This is a genomic window from Apibacter sp. B3919 (genome assembly GCF_026537405.1).
GTDB lineage: Bacteria > Bacteroidota > Bacteroidia > Flavobacteriales > Weeksellaceae > Apibacter.
Genome location: NZ_JAFNMG010000002.1, coordinates 275135 through 299858 on the forward strand (window position 1 = coordinate 275135; position 24724 = coordinate 299858).

Annotated in this window: 16 protein-coding genes; 3 read left to right on the forward strand and 13 right to left on the reverse strand. The window is 32.3% G+C overall.

The features are described 5' to 3' along the window. Positions 1-40: 40 nt before the first annotated feature. On the forward strand, positions 41-1915 hold the full coding sequence (locus J3U20_RS04560; protein WP_160541819.1) for an acyl-CoA thioesterase: 1875 nt from the start codon (positions 41-43) through the stop codon (positions 1913-1915). A gap of 340 nt (positions 1916-2255) precedes the next feature. On the opposite strand, the gene J3U20_RS04565 is transcribed toward J3U20_RS04560, so the two are convergent. Together J3U20_RS04565 and J3U20_RS04570 are read right to left on the reverse strand one after the other, a co-directional pair. After that, entirely contained in the window at positions 2256-3653 is a 1398-nt protein-coding gene (locus J3U20_RS04565; protein ID WP_160541820.1) for a dicarboxylate/amino acid:cation symporter, read from the reverse strand. A 117-nt stretch (positions 3654-3770) separates the two neighbouring features. Then, positions 3771-4424, reverse strand: a complete 654-nt coding sequence (locus J3U20_RS04570) for a DedA family protein (RefSeq protein WP_105296649.1) — start codon at positions 4422-4424, stop codon at positions 3771-3773. 325 nt (positions 4425-4749) lie between these two features. On the opposite strand from J3U20_RS04570, the gene J3U20_RS04575 reads away from it, so the two are divergent. Further along, positions 4750-5166, forward strand: a complete 417-nt coding sequence (locus tag J3U20_RS04575; protein ID WP_160541821.1) for an Hsp20/alpha crystallin family protein — start codon at positions 4750-4752, stop codon at positions 5164-5166. Between the two features lie 130 nt (positions 5167-5296). On the opposite strand, the gene J3U20_RS04580 is transcribed toward J3U20_RS04575, so the two are convergent. The 11 genes from J3U20_RS04580 to J3U20_RS04630 all read right to left on the reverse strand — a co-directional run bounded on the left by J3U20_RS04580 (position 5297) and on the right by J3U20_RS04630 (position 23136). Continuing rightward, on the reverse strand, positions 5297-6295 hold the full coding sequence (locus tag J3U20_RS04580; RefSeq protein WP_160541822.1) for a homocysteine S-methyltransferase family protein: 999 nt from the start codon (positions 6293-6295) through the stop codon (positions 5297-5299). A gap of 210 nt (positions 6296-6505) precedes the next feature. Beyond that, positions 6506-7021, reverse strand: a complete 516-nt coding sequence (locus tag J3U20_RS04585; RefSeq protein WP_160541823.1) for a YceI family protein — start codon at positions 7019-7021, stop codon at positions 6506-6508. Between the two features lie 332 nt (positions 7022-7353). Next, the gene (dprA, locus tag J3U20_RS04590; protein WP_160541824.1) at positions 7354-8439 is read right to left on the reverse strand and encodes a DNA-processing protein DprA; all 1086 of its coding nucleotides are present in this window, start codon (positions 8437-8439) and stop codon (positions 7354-7356) included. 180 nt (positions 8440-8619) lie between these two features. Beyond that, positions 8620-9600: a tRNA dihydrouridine synthase DusB gene (gene dusB, locus J3U20_RS04595; protein ID WP_160541825.1), complete on the reverse strand. Its 981-nt coding sequence runs from the start codon at positions 9598-9600 to the stop codon at positions 8620-8622. Between the two features lie 94 nt (positions 9601-9694). Then, positions 9695-10978 carry a TolC family protein gene (locus tag J3U20_RS04600; protein ID WP_160541826.1) on the reverse strand — a complete coding sequence of 428 codons (1284 nt, stop codon included), beginning with the start codon at positions 10976-10978 and terminating at the stop codon, positions 9695-9697. A 12-nt stretch (positions 10979-10990) separates the two neighbouring features. Then, complete coding sequence (locus J3U20_RS04605) at positions 10991-14083, reverse strand: efflux RND transporter permease subunit (RefSeq protein WP_160541827.1); 3093 nt, start codon at positions 14081-14083, stop codon at positions 10991-10993. 15 nt (positions 14084-14098) lie between these two features. After that, positions 14099-15223 (reverse strand): efflux RND transporter periplasmic adaptor subunit, encoded by a 1125-nt coding sequence (locus tag J3U20_RS04610; protein WP_160541828.1) that lies wholly within the window; start codon positions 15221-15223, stop codon positions 14099-14101. A gap of 129 nt (positions 15224-15352) precedes the next feature. Then, positions 15353-16711 (reverse strand): HAMP domain-containing sensor histidine kinase, encoded by a 1359-nt coding sequence (locus J3U20_RS04615; protein WP_160541829.1) that lies wholly within the window; start codon positions 16709-16711, stop codon positions 15353-15355. Beyond that, the gene (locus J3U20_RS04620; RefSeq protein WP_105296639.1) at positions 16708-17385 is read right to left on the reverse strand and encodes a response regulator transcription factor; all 678 of its coding nucleotides are present in this window, start codon (positions 17383-17385) and stop codon (positions 16708-16710) included. Before J3U20_RS04620 ends, J3U20_RS04615 begins: the two co-directional genes overlap by 4 nt. Before the next feature lie 151 nt (positions 17386-17536). Continuing rightward, positions 17537-20200 carry a methionine synthase gene (gene metH, locus J3U20_RS04625; RefSeq protein ID WP_160541830.1) on the reverse strand — a complete coding sequence of 888 codons (2664 nt, stop codon included), beginning with the start codon at positions 20198-20200 and terminating at the stop codon, positions 17537-17539. Positions 20201-20340: 140 nt separating this feature from the next. Further along, on the reverse strand, positions 20341-23136 hold the full coding sequence (locus tag J3U20_RS04630; protein ID WP_160541831.1) for a hypothetical protein: 2796 nt from the start codon (positions 23134-23136) through the stop codon (positions 20341-20343). A 191-nt stretch (positions 23137-23327) separates the two neighbouring features. Between J3U20_RS04630 and J3U20_RS04635 the strand changes: the two genes are divergently transcribed. Beyond that, positions 23328-24710: a T9SS type A sorting domain-containing protein gene (locus J3U20_RS04635; protein ID WP_160541832.1), complete on the forward strand. Its 1383-nt coding sequence runs from the start codon at positions 23328-23330 to the stop codon at positions 24708-24710. The last annotated feature ends 14 nt before the right edge of the window (positions 24711-24724 follow it).

Sequence of the window (24724 nt, forward strand, 5' to 3'; positions counted from 1 at the left end):
AATAAATTAATGAAACAACATATACTTTAAACTAAAAGTAATGAAATCTAAAATCATAAATTCTTTTTTTTGGGGAAATTCGGTTGCTCTATCCTGGTTGTGGGGATTAGGACTGTTTTTTTCCGTGCAAATAACTTATTTATTCGGTTTAACAGGTCTATTGGGTTTTGCTTTATTAAACTCAATCGGATTATTTTTATTTGGTTATGGTACTCAAAAGATTGCCAATCGGGATAAAGGACAAGAATCATTAGAACGTTTTTATAAAAAATGGTATAAGCCGTTTCGCCTCAGTTTATATTTATATCAGTTATTGGCAATTACGTTAACCGTTTTTGCTACTGTAAAATATTTATTTATTCCTTTGCTTACTTCTTATTGGCCGGGCTGGGATGATGGGGGAAGTATATTACAAATTTTTTCTTTATTACTTGTGGTTTCATTGGTTATTTCTGCTTCCTGTTTACTGGGTGAAGAATTTTCGATTAAATCTATTAAATACTGGCATCTATTAATTGGAGCAGTTTTATTAGTCATAATTGTTTCCTTATTAACTTATTTACAACCTAAAGAAATATACAATTATCAAGCATGGGTAAAAAATGAAACTCAAAAACCTATTTTCATAGGCTATATGGTAGCCATTTTTGTTGGTTTTTTTGTAGGGCCTTGGCTGGATTTACAACAATGGCAGCGAGCTATACAAATGAGAAAAGAAGAAACCAATATATGTACCGGATATTTTTTCGGATCCGTTATATTTTTTTTCCTGCTTATTTTTCACGGATTAATGGCAAGTTTTGTATTCAACAGTAATTGGTTTAATCCGAATATGACATCGGTTGGATTGGGAGGTATAAAATACGGTCATGAGCAAATTGTAAATTATATGATCCACTTTCAATCTACACTTCCCGAATGGGTTCCGCTGTCCTATTATTTATTTATAGTATTCGCAGTATTAACAACTTTAGATAGCGGATATGTTTCTACTCGGTGGTTTGTGAAAGAAGTTTCCAAAACCAGTAATAGTCCTGTTTTATCCATTATACCTAAAGGAATTGCAGATTCTCCCATCCCTACCTATATTTTGGCGGGTTTAATTACGATATTCTCTGTATTGGCAAATTTTGAATTGGAATATTTTATGGTATTTTATGCCACTTTTTTTGTGGCTTATGCCTCATTAGGTATAGCGCGTTGTTTTGTACCCAATTCGCAGCATTCTTTACCTCAAGTGAAACTTTTTTCGATTGGAGCACTTTCATTAGTAATATTTGCCGGAGGTTATTTTATGCAAATGGCCGTATTGATGATAATAGGCTCAATACTTCCAATACTCTATGTGTTTTGGTTGGTTTTAAATACTGACTTACTACGAGTCGTGAAAGAGAAAGTTGAAGAAGTGATAGATGCTGCGTCAGAAATTCCTGTATTAAAAAATTTATCTAAAGCAACTCATACAGCTATTAATGGGAAAACCTTGGAAGTTAGCACGGGAAGTCATTTTGAAGGTAAATGGTTTGTGCATTCCTTTATGGCAACCTATGCAGATACCAACTCAGTTGGAAATGTTTATTTTGGAGTTTATGCTCTTTGGGTTGGAAAGACGCGCGAATTATTTTTTAATTATGTATTACCCGATTTTAATTTAAAGGATACTACCTATTTAATATTAACACGATCTTTTGAACACAAATATATTACTGAAACTAGAGAATTCGAACGGATAAGCGTAAAAATACGAGCTTCGGAATATAATCGAAAGATTGCCACTTTGGAACATCAAGTTTTCGATTCCGCCGGAAATTTATTGGGTAAAGGAAAACAACAATTGATATTTGTTTCTCCTAAAGATTACCGATTATTGGATATTCCTCCTGAAGTTATAAAAGCTTTTATGCCTTATATGTAATTTGATACATCAAAGAATTTCTAAACTATTACAAGGTTGTGACTTATTTTAATTCGATCTTCAAAAGAATATAAATTAATTACTTAAAACAGTAGGACCTAAAAATACTGTAATAAAAAATGATAAGTTAATATTAAAAAAAATTCACTCATCCTTATGCCGAAAATGTCTTTTTCAGTATTTACAAAATTTATCCTACATTCATTGAAAATGGATAATAATATTTAATATATTATAAATAATGAGACATTAATTGGTTGAATGTCAAAAACTAAATTTATGTATTTAACGTTTTTGATAAATTTAAATGAAAATAATAGGTTATAGCAAAATTGTTTACTTAGGCTTTCTGAACATTTTCTTCTTCCAACAACTTTTTTTCTGCTCCTTCAGGATCAAACTCTCCTTCCCATCGGGCAATTACAGCAGTAGCTAAACAATTTCCAATAACATTTACCGTAGCACGAGCCATATCCATTAACGTATCAATTCCTAATATCATTAAAATGGGCCATTCTTGCAGATTAAAAGTACTTGCCGTACCCATCAAGATAACTAAAGAAGCACGAGGCACCCCGGCTACACCTTTGCTGGTTACGATTAAGGTAAGTATCATAATTAATTGGGTAGTAAAAGATACATGGACCCCCGTTGCTTGTGCTACAAATATAATGGCTAAGGATAAATATAAAGTAGTTCCATCTAAATTAAAGCTATACCCGGTCGGCATTACAAAAGCAATCACTTTTCGAGGAACGCCGAGTCTTTCCATCGCAATCATGGCTTTAGGTAGAGCAGCTTCTGAGCTAGCCGTAGAAAAAGCTAAAAATGCCACATCTTTGATTTCTTTAATGAATCGTTTTATAGGCATTTTTATAAGTAAAGCTATCGGAAGGAATACGATGAGAACAAATACGATGAGAGCACCATATAGAGTTAATAACAACTTAATAAGTGGGATTAAGGCATCCAGTCCCATATGTGCAATAGTATAAGCCATAGCGCCCAAGACACCGAAAGGAGCAAAATACATGATGATATTAGTAAATTTAAACATCGTATCGGCAAGACTGTCTGTAAAATTTACTAAATACATTCGCTTTTCTTTGGTTACCATTATAAGGGCTACTCCAAATAAGATACTAAATATGACGATTTGTAATACTTGCCCTTCTGCGACAGACTTTGCTATATTTTCAGGAAAAATATGCAGTACAATATCCTCCCAAGATTGGGATGCTACTTGTGGTAATTGTTCATGGGCTATATTTATTTTTTTCGTTCCTACTCCTGCTTGAGTAAGGTTAATGGCTGCTAGTCCGATAAAAAGCGCAAAGGTAGTAACGATCTCAAAATAAACCAGAGATTTCCAACCCATTCTACCTACTTGTTTAATATCTGAATGACTGGCTATACCATGAACTAGAGTTGCAAAAATCAAAGGAGCAATAATCGTTTTTATCAGCTTAAGAAATACTTTACTTAATATATCGAGTTTTCCGCTAACCCCCGGAAAATCATACCCTAAACAAGCACCAACTAGTAACGCTACAAAAATCCATATGGTTAAATTTTTCTTTTTAAATGCAAAGATGATTATAGAAATAATAAATAACCAACGACAAGCGAAAAAAAGATTTTCCGGAATAACTCCAAAAAAGAAGTTAACCAGATACAGTGCGCCTGTAATAGTAATAAAAATAAAAGGGAGTATATTAAAAAAACGAGATATATTCATGTAAGTTTATGATTTTTTATAAAATTTTACGAAATTATTACCCATTTATAGATAATAATTTAACAAATATATTAAAATAAAATTTTTTATAAAAACTCTTACATGAATATTAGCATTTTATTTATCCTTTTTAACAATAAATTTATTGCGTAAAATTTCTAAAATTGCGGGTAATATAGATACTACAATAATTAAAATCATTAACAGAGGTAAATTATTTTTAACCCATCCAATGTTGCCTACAAAATATCCCAAGAATAAGAAAATAAACACCCATACAACGCCTCCTATAATATTATAGGAAATAAAGTATTTATAACTCATACGTCCCATTCCGGCAACAAAAGGAGCAAAGGTTCTAACAATAGGAACAAAACGAGCTAATATAATGGTTTTGCCTCCGTGTTTTTCATAAAATTCATGAGTCTTTTGAAGATAGCTTTGCTTAAATATTTTAGAATTGGGATTACTGAATAGTTTATGTCCAAAATATTTTCCTATCTCAAAATTGACCGTATCTCCAATAATAGCTCCAACCACAAATAATAGGGCTAATAAATAGATGCTAAATTCATCACTGGAAGCAGCAAGAGCTCCAGCGGAAAATAATAAAGAATCACCGGGTAAGAAAGGGGTAATTACTAATCCGGTTTCACAAAAAATTATTAAAAAAAGAATGGCATAAACCCAATTTCCGTAGTTGCGCATTAATTCATCTAAATGAACATTTATATGAAGAATAAAATCAACTAAATAGTGTAAAGTTTCCATGAATAATATTGATACTGGTTATTTTAATAAAAACTAATAAAAAATAGTAAAATTTTTAAATTAAGATTGCAAATATAGTAAAAACGATCAGGGAAGTTAAATGAAATAAAAAATAAAACACTTTACCATAATTCTTTTTTTTTGTAATGACAAAATGTCGTTAAAAAATATTATTTAATTCAAAAATAAGACAAAATGACATTATTTAAAAATTTGCTTTTTATCTAAAAGGTTTTGTTTTAATAAATTACAATTTTTTTTAAGTATTTGGTCTGTAATTTGAAAATCATAAAACATAAAAATCTTAAAAAAATAAATAAAAGTTATGGCAGATTTAATTAAAAGCAACAACAAAAGTTTTGGAAATTTATTAGATGAATTTTTTTCAAATGCTCCTGCATGGAATAGAGCAGAAGTAAAATTTCCACCTGTAAATATTTCTGAAGATAAAGCCAATTTTGAAGTGGATTTATACGCTCCGGGATTGAAAAAAGAAGATTTTAAAGTTAATTTAGAAAAAGGATTACTAACGATTAGTTATGATAAAAAAGCTGAAACGCATAATAAAAAATCTCACAGAACTGAATATTACCAGTCCAGCTTTAAACGTAGTTTTACTTTAGATGACAGTAATATAGATGCAGCCAAAATACATGCTACCTATCATGATGGAGTTTTAAAATTAGTTTTACCTAAGAAAGAACAAACAGAAATTGCACCTAAACAAATTGAAGTAAAATAAAATTTTACTTATATATTTACCTATCAATATTTATAGTTAGTTAAAGGGGTTAAAGTTTTTATGCTTTAGCTCCTTTTTTATAGGTTATGGCTTGGAAATAAATCTATAAAAACAACATTCATAAATCCCATTATTTGGTAAAAGTTATTGTTCGAGGAGTATAGTTTGAAGCCAATTCACTAAAAAGCTTAATATGTTCAGGAGTCGTTCCACAACATCCACCCAAAATATTCACCAGTTGATTTTCCAAATATAATTGAACTTTTTCAGCCATCATTTCCGGCGTTTCATCATATCCGCCTAAAGGATTGGGTAATCCGGCATTAGGATATGCGCTAAGGTAAAAAGGTGCTTTATTAGCCAATATTTCCAAGTATTGAAAAAGTTGTTCAGCACCCAAAGCACAGTTTAACCCAATGGACAATAAAGGTAAATGTGATAAAGAAACTAAAAAGGCTTCCGTCGTTTGTCCGGATAATGTTCTTCCCGCCGCATCAGTAATTGTTCCTGAAGCCATTAAGGGAAGTTTTTTGCCGATTTTATCGAAAGCTTCTTCAATACCATAAAATGCAGCCTTAGCATTTAAAGTATCAAATATAGTTTCAACTAAAAGAATATCTGCTCCGGCTTGAATAAGAGATACTGCTTGTTCTTTATAAATTTCCGCTAAATAATCAAAATCTACCTCACGGTAAGCAGGGTCATTAACATCAGGAGAAATAGAAGCGGTTTTTGAGGTCGGGCCCATGGAACCGGCAATAAAAAGAGGTTTTGTGCCATTTTTGTTCCAATATTCCTCTCGGGCCTGTTTAGCCACTTGAACAGAAGCAAAATTAAGCTCATGTACCCAATCCTGCATATCATAGTCAGTCATGGAAATTCGGTTCGAATTAAATGTATTCGTTTCGATAATATCAGCTCCCGCCTCAAAATATTCTAAATGAATATTTTTAATAATATCCGGTTGTGTAATGGACAACAAATCATTATTTCCCTTTAAATCTGTGTTCCAATCTCTAAATCTATCGCCTCTATAATCTTCTTCATTTAATTTAAAACGTTGAATCATGGTTCCCATGGCTCCGTCCAAGATCAGAATCTTATGTTTAATGAGTTCTTCTATTTTCATGTTACAATTTACCTTCATACAAAAGTACATAAAACATTATAAGTTTCTTAAAATTAGAATTCTTATAAACTACTTGTGTATACACTTGTAATTAAACAGATAAATACAATTGAATAAATAAAAAGGATCGAAATGAGAAAATCGAGAGTAGTTTACGAACAAAAAAATAGACTGAATTTAAATTCAGTCTGTTTTTTACTATTATATTATTTATTGAGCGATAAACTCTAAATTTATTTGCAATTTAACTTCATTGCTAACTACCAAACCTCCGGCTTCAGTCATTTGACTCCAGTTTAAACCGAAATCTTTACGATTTAATTTTCCGGTAAATTCAAATCCGGCTCGTTGATTATTCCATGGATCTTTAATGATTCCTCCAAAATCTGCATCTAAGGTAATTTCTTTACTTACGTCTCTGATTGTGAGGATGCCCGTGATTTTATTGTCTTTAATACCGGAATTGCTGGTAAAAGTCAGTTTAGGATAGTGAGAAACGTCAAAGAAATCTTCTGATTTTAAATGTGTATCTCTATCAGCAATTTTTGTATTGATAGAATCTACATCGATGGAAAAATCAAATTTTGCATTTGAAAAATCATCACTTTCAGATTCTATGGAGCCTTGAAATTTGGTAAATTCTCCGGTTACGGTTGATATTACCATGTGCTTTACTTTGAAAAAGATCTCGGAGTGAGCGGGATCAGTTAACCATTTTGTTTTCATGTTACCTTTTTTTATTAGTAATAAATAATCTTTTAACTATTGATACTTATAGATCAGATATTTTTAAAACATATACTGTACCATATATGAATAAATGATAAAGGATAATGGTTATTATTTTTTAATCGATTTCTTGAAAAGAAATTAATAGAAATTTTTTATCATTTTTCCAAAGTAGTTGTTTAGGATGTAATAAATAAATAATTTAAGATTCCGAAAACATTTACAATGATAATAAGTGATTAGACCTTATTTTCTCTTTTGATTTTTTTTAAAATTTTTCGCGGATGGGCACTATTTATTACTGATATTTTTTAAAAATAAGTAGGAGATCAAAGTAAAGAAAAATATTTTCCGGGTAGGGTTTCAATGATGTTTTTAAGTTCTAATTGTAACAAAATCGGCATGAGTTGAAACGTAGGTAAATTTAATTCTAAAGATAAGGCATCAATTTGCAATTTCCCTTTACGTTTTAACAATTCAATAATTTTCAATTCTTGATCTGTGAGATCAATCCATAATTCTTGTTGTAAATTTTTTATAGGAGCTTCTCCAAATAAGGATACCACATCTTCAGGACGGGTGAGTATTTGAGCTTCCAAGTTTCTGATAAGCTGGTTGCATCCCTGACTGCAAGTATCCGTAACTTTTCCGGGCAAAGCAAATACCTCACGATGATACGAATTAGCAAATTTCACAGTGGAAATGGCACCGCCTCCATATCCTGATTCTACAATGACCGTTACAGAAGACAACCCGGCAATGATACGGTTACGCTGTATAAAATTAGCTCTTTCGGGTTTAGTATTAGGTGCAAATTCGCTAAGGATACCTCCGTTTTGTATTATTCTTTCAGCTAATCCTTTGTGTTGTGGCGGGTAAAGAGTAGATAGGCCGTGAGCAAGTACTCCCAGAGTGGGAATGGCAAGTTCATTAGCTTTCTTATGAGCGCATCCATCCACTCCTAAAGCCAATCCGCTGACAATATTGATTTTTTTTTTTTGAAAGCATTCTACTAATTTTTTTGTAAAATTTTCGCCATAAGAGGTCATTTTACGAGTCCCTACTATGCTTACTGCGGGTAGCTTCCAATTTATAGCACCTTTATAATAGAGCATTACAGGAGCGTCCGAACATTCCTTTAATATAGTAGGATAGGAATCATCCCATAAATGCACTATTTGAATATTATTAGTAATGCAATATTCAAACTCTTTATAAGCTTGATCTAAAAGCGATTGTTTACCTAAATGTTGAATGGTTTTATGACCTATATGATACACTGAAAGCAATTCTTGAGAATTTGCAGACCAAACATTTTGTGCGCTTCCGAAATGGCTTATTAATTTCTTAATCGTCATATCGCCGATATGAGGACACATTCGTAAGGCAATAAGATGTACAATTTCCTGATTCATTAGTAGATAGCTTTATCAATAGTCTGGATAAAGATAAAGAAAAAATATCGATGAATAAGAATTTATGGAAAATGTGACGGCTATATTTTTATAAATCAGTTTAAAAATTCAACCTTATCAACAGATTTTAGAAATAATAAAAATTTACTCAATCAGGTAAATCATCAATTCAAATAGGAATTAAATTGCTTGATCAGCAAGGAGGTTGTCAAATATTTGGTTCAATTCTTCTAACGTTAAAGCAGAAAGCAATTGAGTTTTATAGATTTTAAAATTAGGAATTCCCCTAAAATAATTAGAATAATGTTGACGCATTTCTAAAAGGCCGGTGCGTTCGCCTTTCCATTCCACTGACCAATTAGCATGATTTTTAACAGCTTCAATACGTTGTTGCAAATCGGGCGGTGGAAGCTCTTCTCCGTTTTTCAGATAATGTTTAATTTGGCTGAATATCCAAGGATTTCCAATAGCAGCTCTTCCAATCATAATACCGTCAACTCCATAGGTGTCTTTATATTCCTTCGCTTTTTTAGCAGAGTTGATATCACCATTGCCAAAAATAGGAATTTTAATTCTTGGATTGTTTTTAACCCGCGCAATATGAGACCAATCGGAGTGCCCTTTATACATTTGAGATCGTGTACGTGCATGGATAGTCAGTGCTTGTATTCCTTCGTCTTGCAAACGTTCAGCAATTTCATCAATGGTAATGGAAGATTCATCCCAACCTAAGCGGGTTTTTACGGTTACCGGAAGATGAGTACTTCGTACAACAGCTCGAGTTAAACGAACCATTAAATCAATGTCTTTCAGCACTCCAGCACCTGCTCCTTTGCAGGCTACTTTTTTAACCGGGCATCCAAAATTAATGTCAACTAAATCAGGTTGTACGGTTTCAACTATTTTGGAAGATAGAGACATAGCCTCTTCATCTCCGCCAAATATTTGTATTCCTATAGGACGTTCGTAATCGAATATATCAAGCTTTTTCTTACTTTTTATGGCATCTCGTATAAGACCCTCCGAGGAAATAAATTCGGAATACATGAGATCTGCTCCATGCATTTTACACAAACGACGGAAGGGTGGGTCGCTCACATCTTCCATAGGTGCCAAAATAAAGGGAAAGTCGGGTAATTCTATGTTTCCTATTTTAACCAATTATTTAAAATTTTTGCAAAGATATAATCTGCCATTTAAAATACCTAAGGTCTGTAAAAAATACAAGGGTATGAAAAGATTATTGGTTTGAAAATTAAAAATTTATATCCCAAATACCTACAGTTCTTTCCAACCTTACTAGTGCAGAACAGAAATTATATAACGTTTGATAATAATTTTCCTGAACATCATTATATGTTCTTTGTGCGTCTAAGACTTCAAGAAGAGACGTATTACCTCTTTTATAGGAGTAAATTTTACCTTCAAGAATGGACTTGGACTCGGAAAGCAAACCATTGGAAAACTGCTGCATTTGTTTTTTGGTATTTACATAATTTTGATATGCCTGAGTAACTTCAGTTTGAATTTGAAGTTCCACTTGCTTATATTCTAAATCTGCTTGTTGAATGGTATAATGTGCTGTTTGCACTTCCCCTTTTCGGTTGTTTAAAAAACGAAGAGGTATGGAAAGTCCGGCTGTTACCCCCGTATGATACGGAGAAGGCGCTTCTTCATTGGTAGCTTTTCCGTTAAATTGCATTCCGGCACTAATTCCTAAATCCATTACCCGATTGGCTTTCGCTAACTTAAGCATTTTTTGTGAAACTTCTTTATTTTGTAAAGCAGCTTGTAAATCGGCACGATTATTTTGTGCGGTTGTTATCAAATCAGCCAAATCAAAATCTCTGTTAAAGTCGGTAAAATTGCTGTTAGCTGTATATAAAGTATCTTTTTGAGATTTACCCATGACTAAATTTAAGGCAAGTAAAGAGTTTTTCCATTCCGACTCGGCCTTAAAGACTTCATTGAGCATGAATTGAGCTTCCAACTTACTTTGTTTAGAATCTGTTAGAGTAATATCTCCTAATTTATATCGAATGCTGTCGGATGCGGCTAAATTGGATAACGTTTTATAAGAATTGAGTTGTACATCCAACAGGTTTTTATTTTGAATACATTCCAAAAACTGCAAAGAAGCATCCGCATATAAATTTCGCAAATAATCTTGTAACAAATAACGATTTAAATCAACTTGACTTTTAGCTAAGTCGATACGGGCTTTTCGTTTTCCTCCCAGCTCGATAGTCCATCCTAAGCCGGTTTCCAAATTGTTACCCATATGTTTTTGGTTGCTGTTTCCTTCTATGTTCCATTCAATATCAGGAATAATTTTCGCATTTTCAACCTCGGCTTCAGCGAGATTTACCGTATATTTTTGTGCTGCGTATTCCAAATTGTTATTCTTAACCTGCTGAATAAAATCAATATAGTTCAGTTGTTTTTTAGCAAAGGTAGTATCAACAACTTGAGCCGGTACTATTAACGGTATAAACAGGAGACATATGAATATCGATAGAATCTTATACATTGATTTCATAAATTTCAGGTTTTAAATTTCTTCTGTTTGTTCATCTTTTCCCCATTTGTTTTCAATAATATAATATAGAGCCGGTAAGGCAAACAGGGTAATAACAGTTGAAAATAATAGTCCATATACAATTACGGTAGCTAAAGGTCGTTGTACATCCGAACCAATACCCGTAGCTAAAGAAGCCGGGAGCAAACCTAAAATAGCCACTGTTGCGGTCATTAGTACCGGTCTGAATCGATCTTTTGCACCCAATAGTACCGCCCGGAGAAGTGTTTGTCCTTGTTTTCGTAAAAAGTTTATATGCGAAATCATAATTACGCCATTTTGTATAGCTACTCCCGATAAAGCAATAAATCCGACTGCTGAAGAAACATTTAAAGTCATGCCCCTTACATTTAATGCTAACATTCCGCCAAATAAAGCCAAAGGAACAATGCTCATCAGCAAACCGGCTTGTCTGAAATTTCCGAAGGCACTATATAATAAGATAAACATAATTCCCAAAGACAAAGGAATGATAAAAGCCAAACGAGCATAAGCCCTGTTTTGGTTTTCAAATTGTCCTCCCCATTTGATATGGTATTTTTCGTGATTATATTTTACTTCTTTTTCTATTTTATGTTGTGCTTCTACTAAGAATTTACCTAGGTCTCGATCTCGCAAATTAAGTTTTACCGTTAAATGCCTTTTATTCATTTCTCTCGTAATGGTACTTTCTCCGGTACTTAACTTGATATCGCAAACTTGTGATAATGGTATTTTGGCTCCTGTTTCAGAGGTAAGCATCAAATTTGAAATTTTATCAGGCGTATTTCTGCTGTTTTCATCGTAACGACAGATAATATCGTAAACTTTATTTCCTATAAAAATTTGAGAAATGGCTTTCCCGCCAATGGCTACTTCAATAAGTTCTGCAACATCCGCTACATTTAAACCATATTGGGCAATTTTGTCCCTGTTTGCAATTATTTGAAGTTGAGGTAAGGGCGGTTCTTGATCGATAGCTAAATCTACTGCTCCTTTAACAGTTTTTAAAGTTTTCATAACATCCTCGGCAATTCTACGGGTTTCCCCGAAATCATCTCCGTAAATTTTTACTACCAGCTCACTATGAGCTCCGGAAATTTTATCCATTACCCCATCAATCATAGGTTGAGAAAACCCGACGGTAAAACCGGGAAGTTTTGAATATTCTTTTTCAAGTTCAGCAATAAGGTCGTATTTGGTTTTTCCTTTTTTCCATTCCTTGTAAGGCTTTAATCCAATAGAAACCTCAAAATGAGATGCCGTCCATGGGTCGGTACCGTCGTCATTTCTACCGGCTTGTACCGTAATATAAGTTACTTCATCATATTTCATCGTACGTGCGCGTAACGTATCGCTTAATTCTTTAGACTTTTCAACGGAAATACCCGGCGGAAGCTGAACTTGAAGCCATATGGATCCCTCATCCAAAGGAGGCAGAAAATCTTTTCCAACATAAAAAGCCAGTAGAAAAGTAACTCCCAGTAAAATTCCTAAAGGAAGAAATATTTTTTTTGGAGCTTTCATAATCCTTTGTATGTTTATAAAATAGCGATCGGTCAGCTTTTCCAGCCATTTATTATGATAGAGTTTTTGAGGTTTTTTGTATATAAAATAGGCCAATCCGGGAATCAGTAATAAGGCAACGAGCAGGGCACCGAATAAGGCATAGCTGACTGTAAATGCCATCGGAGTAAATAATTTTTTTTCAACTCTTTCGAAGGCAAAAAGAGGCAGATAGGCTGTAATAATGATGATGGTGGAAAATAAAATAGGTTTTGCAACCTCGGCAGCCCTTTGTGCAATGGTTTTTTCTTGCAATTCTTCATTAGGTTTTTCTTCTCGTTTCCGCAATATGGTTTCCATCATAACGATGGCACCGTCTACAATGATTCCGAAATCTATAGCTCCCAAAGAAAGCAAATTTGCCGGAATATGTGTGAAGTACATCAAGATGAAAGCAATAAGAAGAGAAAGAGGAATGGTTACGGCAACCAATAAAGCACCTCTCCAACTTCCTAAAAAAACAATTAGTACAACAATAACCAGAGACATCCCTTCAAACAGGGTGTGCGAAACAGTATTCAAGGTGGTGTTCACCAATTCGGTTCTGTCTAAAAACGGATGTATTTTTACGCCTTCCGGTAAGATTTGAGTATTCAAATCGTTTACCGCTTCATGAACTCCTTCTAAAACCTTAGATGGATTTTGTCCTTTTAATAAAAGTACGATTCCTTCAATACTCTCAGAATAGTTTCTTTTTTTATCTGTATAACCTAAAATTCCTTTTCGTTCAATGTTTCCGTATTTAAGCTTTCCTATGTCATTTAATAAAATAGGAACTCCATTTTCCGATTTGACTACTATTTTACCGATATCTTCCAGGTTTTTAACTAATCCGATTCCACGAATAACATATCCTAAATCTCCATGAGGCAAAATACTTCCACCTGCATTAACATTGTTATTTTCAATGGTTTTAATGACTTCTCCTAACGATAATTGATACTGATCGAGTTTTTTGGGATCCAGCTCAATTTGAAACTGGGTAGTAATTCCTCCGAAATTTGTTACATCGGCAACTCCTGCTACTTGCTTAATTCGTGGAATAATTACGAAATTTTGCAAATCGGTCAATTCGCGTAAATCGTGCGTTTTACTTTCAATAATGTATCGATAAATTTCTCCTATAGGAGAAGTTAAAGGGTCTAATTCAGGAGTAGCTTCATAAGGTAATTCTACATCATTTAATCGTTCTTGTATTCTCATCCTCGCCCAATAATCATCTACACCGTCTTCAAATACGATGGTAATAATGGAAAGTCCAAAGGTGCTTTTACTGCGCATTACATGCATTCCCGGAAGACCGTTTAGTGCCCGTTCCACCGGAATAGTTATTTGTTGTTCTATTTCTTCCGCCGCTAATCCGGGAACTTGGGTGACCACTTGAGATGTTACATCCGCGATATCCGGATAGGCTTCAATGGAAAGGTGCTTCCAGGAATAATACCCGAATAGAGCAAGCATAACAAAAAGGGCAACCAGTACCCAACGTTTGTGTATAGTTGTTTGAATAAGTTTATTCATGTTTTTCTTTTTGTTTTATTGGGCTTCCAGTAAATATATTCCTCCTTCGGTCACTATATTTTCTCCTGCTTTAATTCCCTTTTTTATTTCGGTTTTGTCTTTTGAAATATCTTTGGTTTTAACCTTTTTCTTGATGAATTTATTTTTATCTACTTGTACAAATACAAATTGATCATCGTTTACTTGATAGATTGCTCGGGTAGGAACTGTTAAAGTTTCTTCCGGTTCATTTTTAAAATGAACGTTCACATACATTCCCGGTTTCAGGGATCTGTCCGAATTGTCGCATTCTACCAAAACTTCAACACTTCGGGTGTTTTCATCCACCATTTCATTGACGTGAAATATTTTGCCGGTTATATTTTTATCGGGAAAAGCGTCTGCCTGTATGGTAACTTCTTTTAGTTTATTAATGAATCCTAAGTCTTTTTCTTTTATTTGTCCGGCAATCCATACTTTATTTAATTCTGCTATGGTGGCTATAGGTTCAGCTTCTTCTTTGATATATTGACCGATAACTATTTTGCTGGTAATAATTTCCCCTTTGATTGGAGAGGTAACAACTAAGGGTTGCCCTAATTTTAAACTGCCGGGATTTATATTAAAAACTTTTAACGCAGCTTTTGCGTTTTCAAGTGCGGATCTTTTGGTTTCGTAATCGGTTTTAGCTTCTTCTACCACTCGTTGTATTCCTACTCCGTGCTCTAATAAGTCTTTTTGTCTTTTAAGATTTAAATTTGATAAGGAATATTCTTGTTGCGCTTCAAAATAATCTTTTTGAGCGTTGAAATATTCGGGAGAGCTGATGGCGAAAAGAGGAGAACCCACGTCTACCTTTTGTCCGAGCTTTACAAAGGATTGGGTAATTCTGCCTGCAAACGGAGGCACTATTTCCGCATAACCGGTTGGTATGGCCCTGACGACTCCTACGGTTGCTAAGTCGGGGCTTAACCATTCACTTTTTACGGGTTCTATTTTTAAGTGATTTTTTATGTTAGAATTATCCGGTAAAATAATTGTGTTTCCACTAACAGTAAATTCCGGCTTTTCTTCTTCTGTATTTTGTTTATGGCATGAAAAAGTTATAAAGCATAATCCTAAAATTAGTAAGTTGATGTTTCGGATTTTTATATTTTTCATATTTTCCGCCTTTTTTAAAAATTCTTAATTTTTTTTGTATACAAAAATAAGGTAACTAATTGTTAATGAATATTAAAAAAGATTTAAAAAAAAATTAGAATTTTATTAGAAAAGAATGCAATACAAAGGTTATAATAGAATGGTAAGGGTAGTACCTTGATGCAATTGACTGGTTACGTTGATAGTTCCGGAATGCAGTTCAATAATTTTTTTAGTAAGAGAAAGGCCGATTCCGTTTCCGTAGGTAAAGCTTTTATTTTTTCCTCTGTAAAAAGGAGTGAAAATTTTGGTGATATCTTCCGTTGGAATTCCAATTCCACGGTCTGAAAATTTCAGTTGAAGTTTTGAATTACTAGTTGAAATGGATATATGGCACAGGTGATCTTCGGAAAACTTACATCCGTTTTCAATAAGATTGATAAAGGCTACTTTTAACAAATATTCGTTGCCCATTAGTACTGTTTCATTATCGAGAATGAAATCATCTTCAAAAAATAATTTTGTTTGATAGGCAGCATTTGCTTGTTGTATTTGACTGCAGGCATCTATAAGGATTTCATCGATCCTTGTTGGCTTAAATGTTATTTTAGAGGGATCATAACTGGCTTTTGCCAGATCAAGCAAATTATTAGATAATTTAGTGATTTTTTTAGCATCTGATAAGGCGTTTTTCAAAATCCTTTGATATTCTTCCGATGTTTTTTGATGATGTAAAGAAAGTTCCAGTTCAGCAATAATGGCTGCTAACGGGGTTCGTAATTCATGGGAAATATTGGAAACAAAATGTTTTTGCGTTTCAAAAGAATTTTCCAACCGATTCAGCATTTGATTAAATGTAATTGCCAATTCGGAAAGCTCATCCTTATCAGGTTTGGTTTTCAATCTAACCGTTAAATGATTGGCTGATATTTTTTTCATTTCCGTGGTTAGGTTTTTAATCGGTTGGAATACTTTTTTAGAAAAATAAAATCCGACAAGGATGATAAAAAGTATGGAAAATATAAAGATAATACATGAATTTCTCAATAAGGACTTGAGTTCATTGTATCCGTATTGGTCATAGGCAGCCGCAGTAATTATGTATTTGTTGTTATTATAGGAATAGATAAGTCCTATTACTTGCCAGTCGCCCTGATGAAATTTGATCTCTCCTTTGGAATAAATTTCATGAATCATTTCAGGAGTTTCTTTCACAAAATCAATATCTACTGCATCATGATAGAGAAGATGAAATTCTTTATCGTATACAGCTACTTCAACTTCTTGAATTGTTTGATAATTGTTATGATAAATTTGTTGAAGAGTTTGTGGGGGGACTTTCGCTTTAAAATAGAGATTTGCTTTGGTTATGGCTTCTTTTTTTAATAAAGAATAAAATTCTTTGTCTCTGTTTTGTTTGGCTGAAATATAAATGATAGTGGCAAATATCAGCAATATGGATGCTGTAATCAAAGAAAACAATAGAGTGATCTGAATACGAATTTTCATGTATCGGATTTTAATATAAATCCCATACCGGAGCGAGTATGAATAAGTTTTTTTTCAAAATCTTTATCTACTTTTTTTCGTAAGTAGTTAATATACACATCTATAAAATTAGTTCCCGTATCAAAATGAGTATTCCAGACTTTTTCGGCAATTTCCGTTCTGGAAATAATTCTGCCTTGATTTTGCAATAAAAATTCCAGGAGTTTAAATTCTTTTAGGGTAAGATTTAATTCTTTATTGCTTCTTTTCACAATTTTCGTCTGCAAATTCATTTCCAGATCACAAAATTTTAAGATAAATCCTAATTTATTTTTGGATGATCTTTTTAACAGAGCTTTTATTCTTGCTGTCAACTCTCTCATTTCAAAAGGCTTGACTAGATAATCGTCTGCTCCGGCATCAAAACCGTCAATTTTATCGTCGGTAGTTCCCAATGCGGTTAACATGATAATGGGAAGTTCCGGTTTTAACATTCTTATTTCTTTACAAAGAGCTATTCCATTAATTTCAGGCAATATAATATCCGTGATTATCAGGTCAAAATCATGGCTTAGAAACAAATTTTTTGCCGATAAACCGTCATAAGCTAAGGTTACAGTAAATCCTTGTTCCTCAAGACCCTTTTTTATCAGTTCCGAAACTCTTAAATCATCTTCAACTAATAGAATATTCATAATTGCAAATGTACCTTTTCTTTTTATATTAGATAAGGAATTATTGGCTTAGTAATGTTCTCTATAAAGAAAAGTAGTCTCTTGTTTAGCTTTTATAAATATTTAATTCATTACTTTTTAATACAAGAATAAAAGTGAAATAGTAAGATTCTTAGGCTAAATTAGGTTTAAGCCAATATTGTGCATCTTCAAGTTTTATTTCTTTACGTTTAGCATAATCTTTAACTTGTTCTTGCGTAATTTTCCCTAATCCGAAATAGTTAGATTGTGGATTGGCAAAATAATATCCCGTAATTGAAGAAGCCGGATACATTGCAAGACTCACAGTTAATTGTACTCCAATACGATCCGTAACATCCAACAATTCCCAAATAGTGAGCTTTTCCAAATGATCCGGACAAGCAGGATAACCGGGAGCGGGACGTATGCCTTGATATTTTTCTTTAAATAGTGATTGATTGTCCAAGATTTCATCGGGAGCATATCCCCAAATTTCTTTTCTTACCTTATGATGCATGTATTCAGCCAAGGCTTCCACAAATCTATCCGAAACAGCTTTTATCATAATAGCCGAATAATCGTCATGGTTTGTTTCGTAATGTTTGGCCAAGGCTTCTGCTCCAAAAATAGAAACAGCGAAACATCCTATATAGTCGTGTAAATTTTCTTTGTTTTTAGGTAAAATAAAGTCGGATAGGGCTAAGTTTGGTTTTCCTTCTGACTTTACAGATTGCTGCCGTAAGGTTCGAAATGTATGAATTAGTTTATTGTCATTCGAGTAAATTTCAATATCGTCTTGTTCATTGGAATTGGCTTTAAATAATCCAATTACGGCTTTGGGTTGCAATAGTTTTTCAGCAATTACTTTTTCAATCATTTGTAATGCATCGTGATATAATTTTGTGGCTTCATCGCCGGTTACTTCATCTGAAAGCAAATCGGGATATTTTCCTGTCAGTTGCCAAGTTCTGAAAAAGGGTTGCCAATCGATATATTCCGTTAGATCTTCCAGGAGTATGGAAGAAAAAACCTGTACACCTGGCTGTTTGGGTTTACAGGGAATGTATTGATTCCAATCAATAGTTAGTTTATTTTTACGAGCTTGTTCTAGCGTAAGATATTCTTTTTCAGTACTTCTATTTAAATAGCCTTCTCTTAAATGGGCATATTCTTCTGATATTTTTTTCTTAAAATCCTCGCTTTGTGAAGAGAGTAAAGAAGATGCAACGGTAACAGATTTAGAGGCATCTAAGACATGAACAACTGTATGACTATATTTAGGGGCAATTTTTAAGGCGGTATGGATTTTTGAAGTAGTAGCTCCTCCAATCATTACCGGAAATGAAAGATTTCTTCTTTCGAGTTCTTCAACCACGTGGATCATTTCATCTAAAGAAGGAGTAATTAAACCGCTAAGTCCAATCAAATCCACCTTCTCACGGATGGCGGTTTCGATAATTGTTTCCTTAGGAACCATAACTCCTAAATCTATAATTTCATAGTTATTACAAGCCAATACGACTCCGACTATATTTTTACCGATATCATGAACATCACCTTTAACGGTAGCCATTAGTATTTTACCGTTAGATTGAGATTCTCCGTTTTTTTCTGCTTCAATGAAAGGTTGCAAGTATGCAACGGCCTTTTTCATTACTCGAGCAGTTTTAACCACTTGAGGAAGAAACATTTTACCCGCTCCAAATAACTTGCCAACCGTATTCATTCCATCCATTAAAGGGCCTTCAATTACATCCAAAGGTTTATTGGCTTGTAAACGGGCTTCTTCAACATCCTGTTCAATGTAGTCCGCATTGCCCTTTATCAAAGCAAATTCCAATCTTTTTTCAATCGGCCACGACCTCCATTCTTCTATTTTTTGCTCTTTTGTATCCTTATTTTCAACAATAGTTTCTGCATATTCTATAAGCCTTTCGGTAGCTTCTTCATCTCTATCAAATAAGACGTCTTCAATCTTTTTTAGTAATTGCGGTTCAATCTCTTGATAAATGGCCAGTTGAGTGGGATTGACAATTCCCATATCCAATCCGTATTGGATGGCATGATATAGAAATGCTGCATTAATCGATTCCCGAACTTTATTATTCCCTCTAAACGAAAAGGATACATTACTTACTCCTCCCGAAACGAAACACCCCGGAAGATTTTCTTTCACCCATTGAGTTCCTTCAAAAAAATCAAGCGCATTTCTTCGGTGTTCTTTCATTCCGGTACCTACCGGGAAAATATTTAGGTCGAAGATGATATCAGAGGGGTTAATGTTTAATTGATGAACCAAAATATTATAGGAGCGTTGAGATATAATTTTTCGTTTTTCCAAATTATCGGCTTGTCCTTCTTCATCAAATGCCATAACAATCATGGCCGCGCCGTATCGTTTGATTATTTTGGCTTTTTTTATAAATTCTTCTTCACCTTCTTTAAGGCTGATGGAATTAACTATTCCTTTTCCTTGAATGTTTTTTAATCCGGCTTCAATGACTTCCCAATTTGATGAATCGATAACGATAGGAACTCGTGCTATATCGGGTTCAGAAGCAATCAAACGTAAAAAGGTAGTCATAGCTTTCACGCCGTCAATTAAGCCTTCATCCATGCAAATATCAATGATCTGAGCTCCTCCATCCACTTGATCTCGGGCAATTGAAAGAGCTTCATCAAATTTTTCATTTTTTATCAGATTTAAAAATTTACGCGATCCGGTAACATTGGTCCTTTCACCGATGTTTATTAAATTGCTTCCAGGATAAACAGTAAAAACTTCTAATCCTGATAATTTTAATGTATTCTGCATGGGGTAATTCAAAGAATAAACAAAGTTACGATTTTTGTAACTTATCTTGTTGAATGTTTTATGTTATTCGTTATTACTTATTTTATGAAGAAAACATTGTTTAATTTAATGTATGTTATTCTTGTAAATCTTATTTTTTATTAAAAAATCAATAAAGTTTCTTTAAGTCCACTGAGTGTTAGTTTCCATAGAAAATTAAAAAATGATTTGTCTTTACTTCTTTCTACTTTTTTAATTTTCGACATTTTTAAGGAGTCTTTTGAATTTTTTATTAAGGCAAGATTTGCTAGAGAAGAAAGGAATTTTTTTTCTCTTTCACCATCCTTTTTATATAGGGTAATTTTTAAATTTTTATAATTCATACCGAATGTACCGTTTCCAACTGTATTATCGCCATCAAAATTAAATGAAACTTTTTGGATATTTCCGTTTGCCGATATATGTAAATAAGGTTTTATAAATGGATTCAATTTTTCGGCAGGAAGTCCGTATAAATTTCCTTTAACGGTAAAATTATCCGATTTATTTAATGTATTAAATTTCCAACTGGCAGATAGTTTTCCGGATTTCATGAAAGTACTTTTAAAATCTATGACTACATCGGGTAAATGAGAAACATCATATCCACCGGAAATATTTTTAATTTTTGCATTGATGTTGGTAAAGAAAATTTTTCCAATATTGTTAGTAAGGGATTCTTCTTCATATGTTAAGGAAGAATTATAAAAATGGACTTCTTTAATGTCTAACTTAAATTTTAATTTTCTAAGTTTTTCGCTGAAAAAAGGTTTGTAAACTGGTTTGTAAACATTGTCAGGAATGTCGTATTGATGGATAGTGGTTTGCATATTTTCAACGATGACTTTAGGAGCAATAAAATTTATTTGTTTATCTAATGACCCCCAATTTAATTTGGGTATTGTAATTTTGGAAAGATTCACCGTATAAGCATCAATACCCTTTTTTTTCATAAAATTCAATTGACTTTTTTTGGGCAGTATATTTATTGTGTTTGCATATAGGGAAGTATGGGTAAGTAACAGATGGTTCATTTGTAACGTATGAGATCCCATATCATGGTAAATATTTTTACCTGTTATATTGAATTTTGAAAAAGAAAAAGGGAAACCGAAGGTATGGGTATCGGATGAGTCTTTTACCTTAATGTCGTATAGTGAAAGCTTTAAATCTTTTGTTGATGTAGTGAGTGTTGTATTGGCCGCATTATATTGATGGATGGAGGATTTGCCGATTAAAAATGTATCTAAACGAATTTCTGTATCCAGGTCGTACGTGTTGAAATGTATATTTTTTGATTTGACTTTAACTTTTGGATTTTGAAATATTGAAGCTTTCATTTCATTTATAATCAGAGAAGAAGCTTGTAAACTGAATTTATTGTTATTCAAATCCCACTTTATTTTCGGGAGTAGTATATGATCCATATGGATTTTATAGAGGTTTTTGCTTATTTTTTGTGCTGCAAATTTTTGAGGAGATATAGTAGGAAGAATGTTTAAATTCTTTGCTTCAAATTTATTGTCAGATAAAATCATTTTATCTATTTTGAAATTATAAAATTTAAATCCTGTATAAAATATATGGTTTGCTTCCAATTGAAAATTTGAGTAGGAGAAAGGAATATATTTTTTTGTATTAGTAAATATCGTATTGATATTAATATCATGAATCGAATAATTAATGTTTCCCATTTCCAATAATGAGTTATTAGCCGGATTGAAGTATTGTATATGTGAATTAGCTATGATGAAATTTTTTATCTCAAGAACATCGTCGAATAAATAGGTAAATTTGCCTGCATTGTTTTTAGCTGACTTAGTTTCATAAGGTTGTTTTATAATTAAAGAATTATCATATAATTTTAAACGTTCCAGGGTGATTTTATCATTAACTTTGTTGATTATTTTTAGAATTTCGATATTAACATTATTGCTTGTTAAATGATTATTGAAATTTAATTTCGATTTAAGTATTTGGATGGTATCAATACTCAAATTAAAAGGGATTATTCGGTCTATATGCTCCGTAATGTTTTTAGGTTTTGAATTTGAATATTTTTCAATGATTGCGATATGAGTGGAATCAACTTCAATTTTAGAGGTTTTAAGATAAAAGTAACCGTTTTTATCATATCCCCAATCTAAATTTTTGACCTTTGCGGTTGGGACCTCTATAGAAAGTAAGGTTTTTTGAAAATAATTTCCGGTTTTAAAACTCTCTTCGGATATATTTGGATATAAAAGTATTTGATTGGTTTCAAGAAATCCGTTGGTAAACTTAAACTTTTTTAATTGTAAATGATGAATTTCATCGAGCTGATAAAATATATCTGACACATCCAATTTTACTTTATCGTAAGTAAGCGGTATACGTTTTTCATTATCCACCATATCCCATAATACCCCGGAAAGGTGAAGGTTTAGATTTCGTAAAGAAGCTTTTTTAGCTCCGTCTGCCTTGTCGTAAAGAGCTAAATTTCCTTTATTAATTTCAAATTTTCCAATTTGAATTGAATTTCCCAGCTTGTATTTTACTAAATCATTTTTGTGATTTAATGAATCGGCATATTGTTTACAAATGATATCCGGTTGGTCAATTTCGATAAGATCTGCAGCTAAATCTTTAAATAATAAAAATCGTATAAATTTTACCCCGTGTATTACTATTTTCTTTACATTGATGGTATAAATGCCCTTTTTGTTGGACTTGGGAGCAATATTGATATCACTTATGTTCATTTCTCCCTGGAGGAGCGAATAAGTAACATCAGAATAATTAAATTTATATGGTGTATCATTTCTTTTAGAAATGAAATCAGGTAAACTGTTTTTAATCCAACTATTAATTCCGAAGTTAAGTACAACTCCCAGAATAAAGAGAAAAATTAATCCTAATGAAATTTTTTTCCATTTCATACAATTGGATTCTTTTTTATCAAATATATATAAAAAATAAATCCAAGAATAATAAAATAAAAATAAAAGTGAATTATTGGGTTGGAAAAGTAAATGATAAGAGAATTTTAATTTTGAAAAAATTTAAATCCTAGATAATATTTTATCCAATATTACTATCTTTAACCCATTAATAATTAAAAAGATGATCTATGAAAAAAATTTTATTAGTTTTATGGGTAAGTGTTCTTACTTTACAAAATTTTAATGCGCAAAATTCAAAAGCAGTTTGGGAGAAAAAATTAGATGAGGGAAATCTTTGTTATCCTGGCATTAATGATATGGCCAAAACCCGATCTAGGGGAGTTGCGCTAATTGGAGATTGTTCATTAAGATTAGGGATATTATCTAAAATATTTTTTCTAAACCCAAACGGTGAATTAATCAAGGAAAATTTCTTAGATACTGATTTAAATGGTGGAATCAGAATAGCTAATAAGATAATTCCCAATTCTGACGGTTATGTTATTTTTGGTATAGATGAAAAGAAATTTTCAGATAAATCAAAAAATAAATTGGATAATTTATGGATGATGCAGACCGATTGCAATGGTGGTGTAATAGAAACAAAAATTATTTGGAGTAAGAAATCTTTTGATAAGAATAATAGTGGATATGGAACGATTGAAATTCTATCCGTTAAAACAATTAGTGACGGCTACTTACTTACAGCAAAAATATACGATAAAAACAATCAATTTGTTAAAGTTGTTTACAAACTTGATAAGAATGGTCAAGTTTTATGGGAAGTTAATTTTGATGAAAAGTTAAGTTTTGAAAATCTTGAGGTTTTAAAAGAAACAGTTCATAACGAGTACTGTATAATAGGGTATATTAAAGAAAGTTATAGATCATCCAATAAAAATTTTTATGTCAAGTTAGACAAGGAAGGAAAGATTTTGACTCAACATGAAATAGTTGAGTTGGGTGATTTTAAAATGAAACCCATCACAAATAATAAAAATAAGCTCTTATTTTCAGTTAAAAATGAAGAAAATAAATTTATGGTAGTTGAGCTAAATGAAGATGGAAAAGTGATATCTAAGATTATCTATGATATGGTTATGGAAAATGATTCCACTTGGATGGAAACTGATGATGATTGCTATCTTATTGGAGGAAATGAATTTGTTAAAATAAATAAAAAAGGAGAAATCTTATGGAAAGAAAAAGTAAATAATAATTACGGTTATAATAATCTATTTAATTTAGGAAATAATGAATATATAGCTTTTAATAATTTTAATATTTTAAAACTTAAGGATCAGCAGCCATTCTTAGGAATAGATGATGTTTCTGAAAAAAGAGAGAACGTATTTTTATATCCTAATCCGGTTGAGAGCTATTTATATATAAATGTTCCAAAAGGAGAAAAAATCAAAAAAATATTGGTAACCGATATTAGTGGGAAAAAGGTGTTTGAACACAATACATATCAGGATAAATTAGATGTTTCAATGTGTCTGCCTGGTGTATACTTTTTAAAAATTGAAACCGAATATAAAGTATATGTTCAAAAAATACTTAAAAAGTAAAAAATTATTTTTTA

Bases quoted from the DNA above. Each gene is read 5' to 3' on its own strand.
- J3U20_RS04560 (WP_160541819.1), top strand. From the start codon at position 41: ATGAAATCTAAAATCATAAATTCTTTTTTTTGGGGAAATTCGGTTGCT.
- J3U20_RS04565 (WP_160541820.1), bottom strand. From the start codon at position 3,653: ATGAATATATCTCGTTTTTTTAATATACTCCCTTTTATTTTTATTACT.
- J3U20_RS04570 (WP_105296649.1), bottom strand. From the start codon at position 4,424: ATGGAAACTTTACACTATTTAGTTGATTTTATTCTTCATATAAATGTT.
- J3U20_RS04575 (WP_160541821.1), top strand. From the start codon at position 4,750: ATGGCAGATTTAATTAAAAGCAACAACAAAAGTTTTGGAAATTTATTA.
- J3U20_RS04580 (WP_160541822.1), bottom strand. From the start codon at position 6,295: ATGAAAATAGAAGAACTCATTAAACATAAGATTCTGATCTTGGACGGA.
- J3U20_RS04585 (WP_160541823.1), bottom strand. From the start codon at position 7,021: ATGAAAACAAAATGGTTAACTGATCCCGCTCACTCCGAGATCTTTTTC.
- dprA (WP_160541824.1), bottom strand. From the start codon at position 8,439: ATGAATCAGGAAATTGTACATCTTATTGCCTTACGAATGTGTCCTCAT.
- J3U20_RS04600 (WP_160541826.1), bottom strand. From the start codon at position 10,978: ATGAAATCAATGTATAAGATTCTATCGATATTCATATGTCTCCTGTTT.
- J3U20_RS04605 (WP_160541827.1), bottom strand. From the start codon at position 14,083: ATGAATAAACTTATTCAAACAACTATACACAAACGTTGGGTACTGGTT.
- J3U20_RS04610 (WP_160541828.1), bottom strand. From the start codon at position 15,223: ATGAAAAATATAAAAATCCGAAACATCAACTTACTAATTTTAGGATTA.
- J3U20_RS04615 (WP_160541829.1), bottom strand. From the start codon at position 16,711: ATGAAAATTCGTATTCAGATCACTCTATTGTTTTCTTTGATTACAGCA.
- J3U20_RS04620 (WP_105296639.1), bottom strand. From the start codon at position 17,385: ATGAATATTCTATTAGTTGAAGATGATTTAAGAGTTTCGGAACTGATA.
- metH (WP_160541830.1), bottom strand. From the start codon at position 20,200: ATGCAGAATACATTAAAATTATCAGGATTAGAAGTTTTTACTGTTTAT.
- J3U20_RS04630 (WP_160541831.1), bottom strand. From the start codon at position 23,136: ATGAAATGGAAAAAAATTTCATTAGGATTAATTTTTCTCTTTATTCTG.
- J3U20_RS04635 (WP_160541832.1), top strand. From the start codon at position 23,328: ATGAAAAAAATTTTATTAGTTTTATGGGTAAGTGTTCTTACTTTACAA.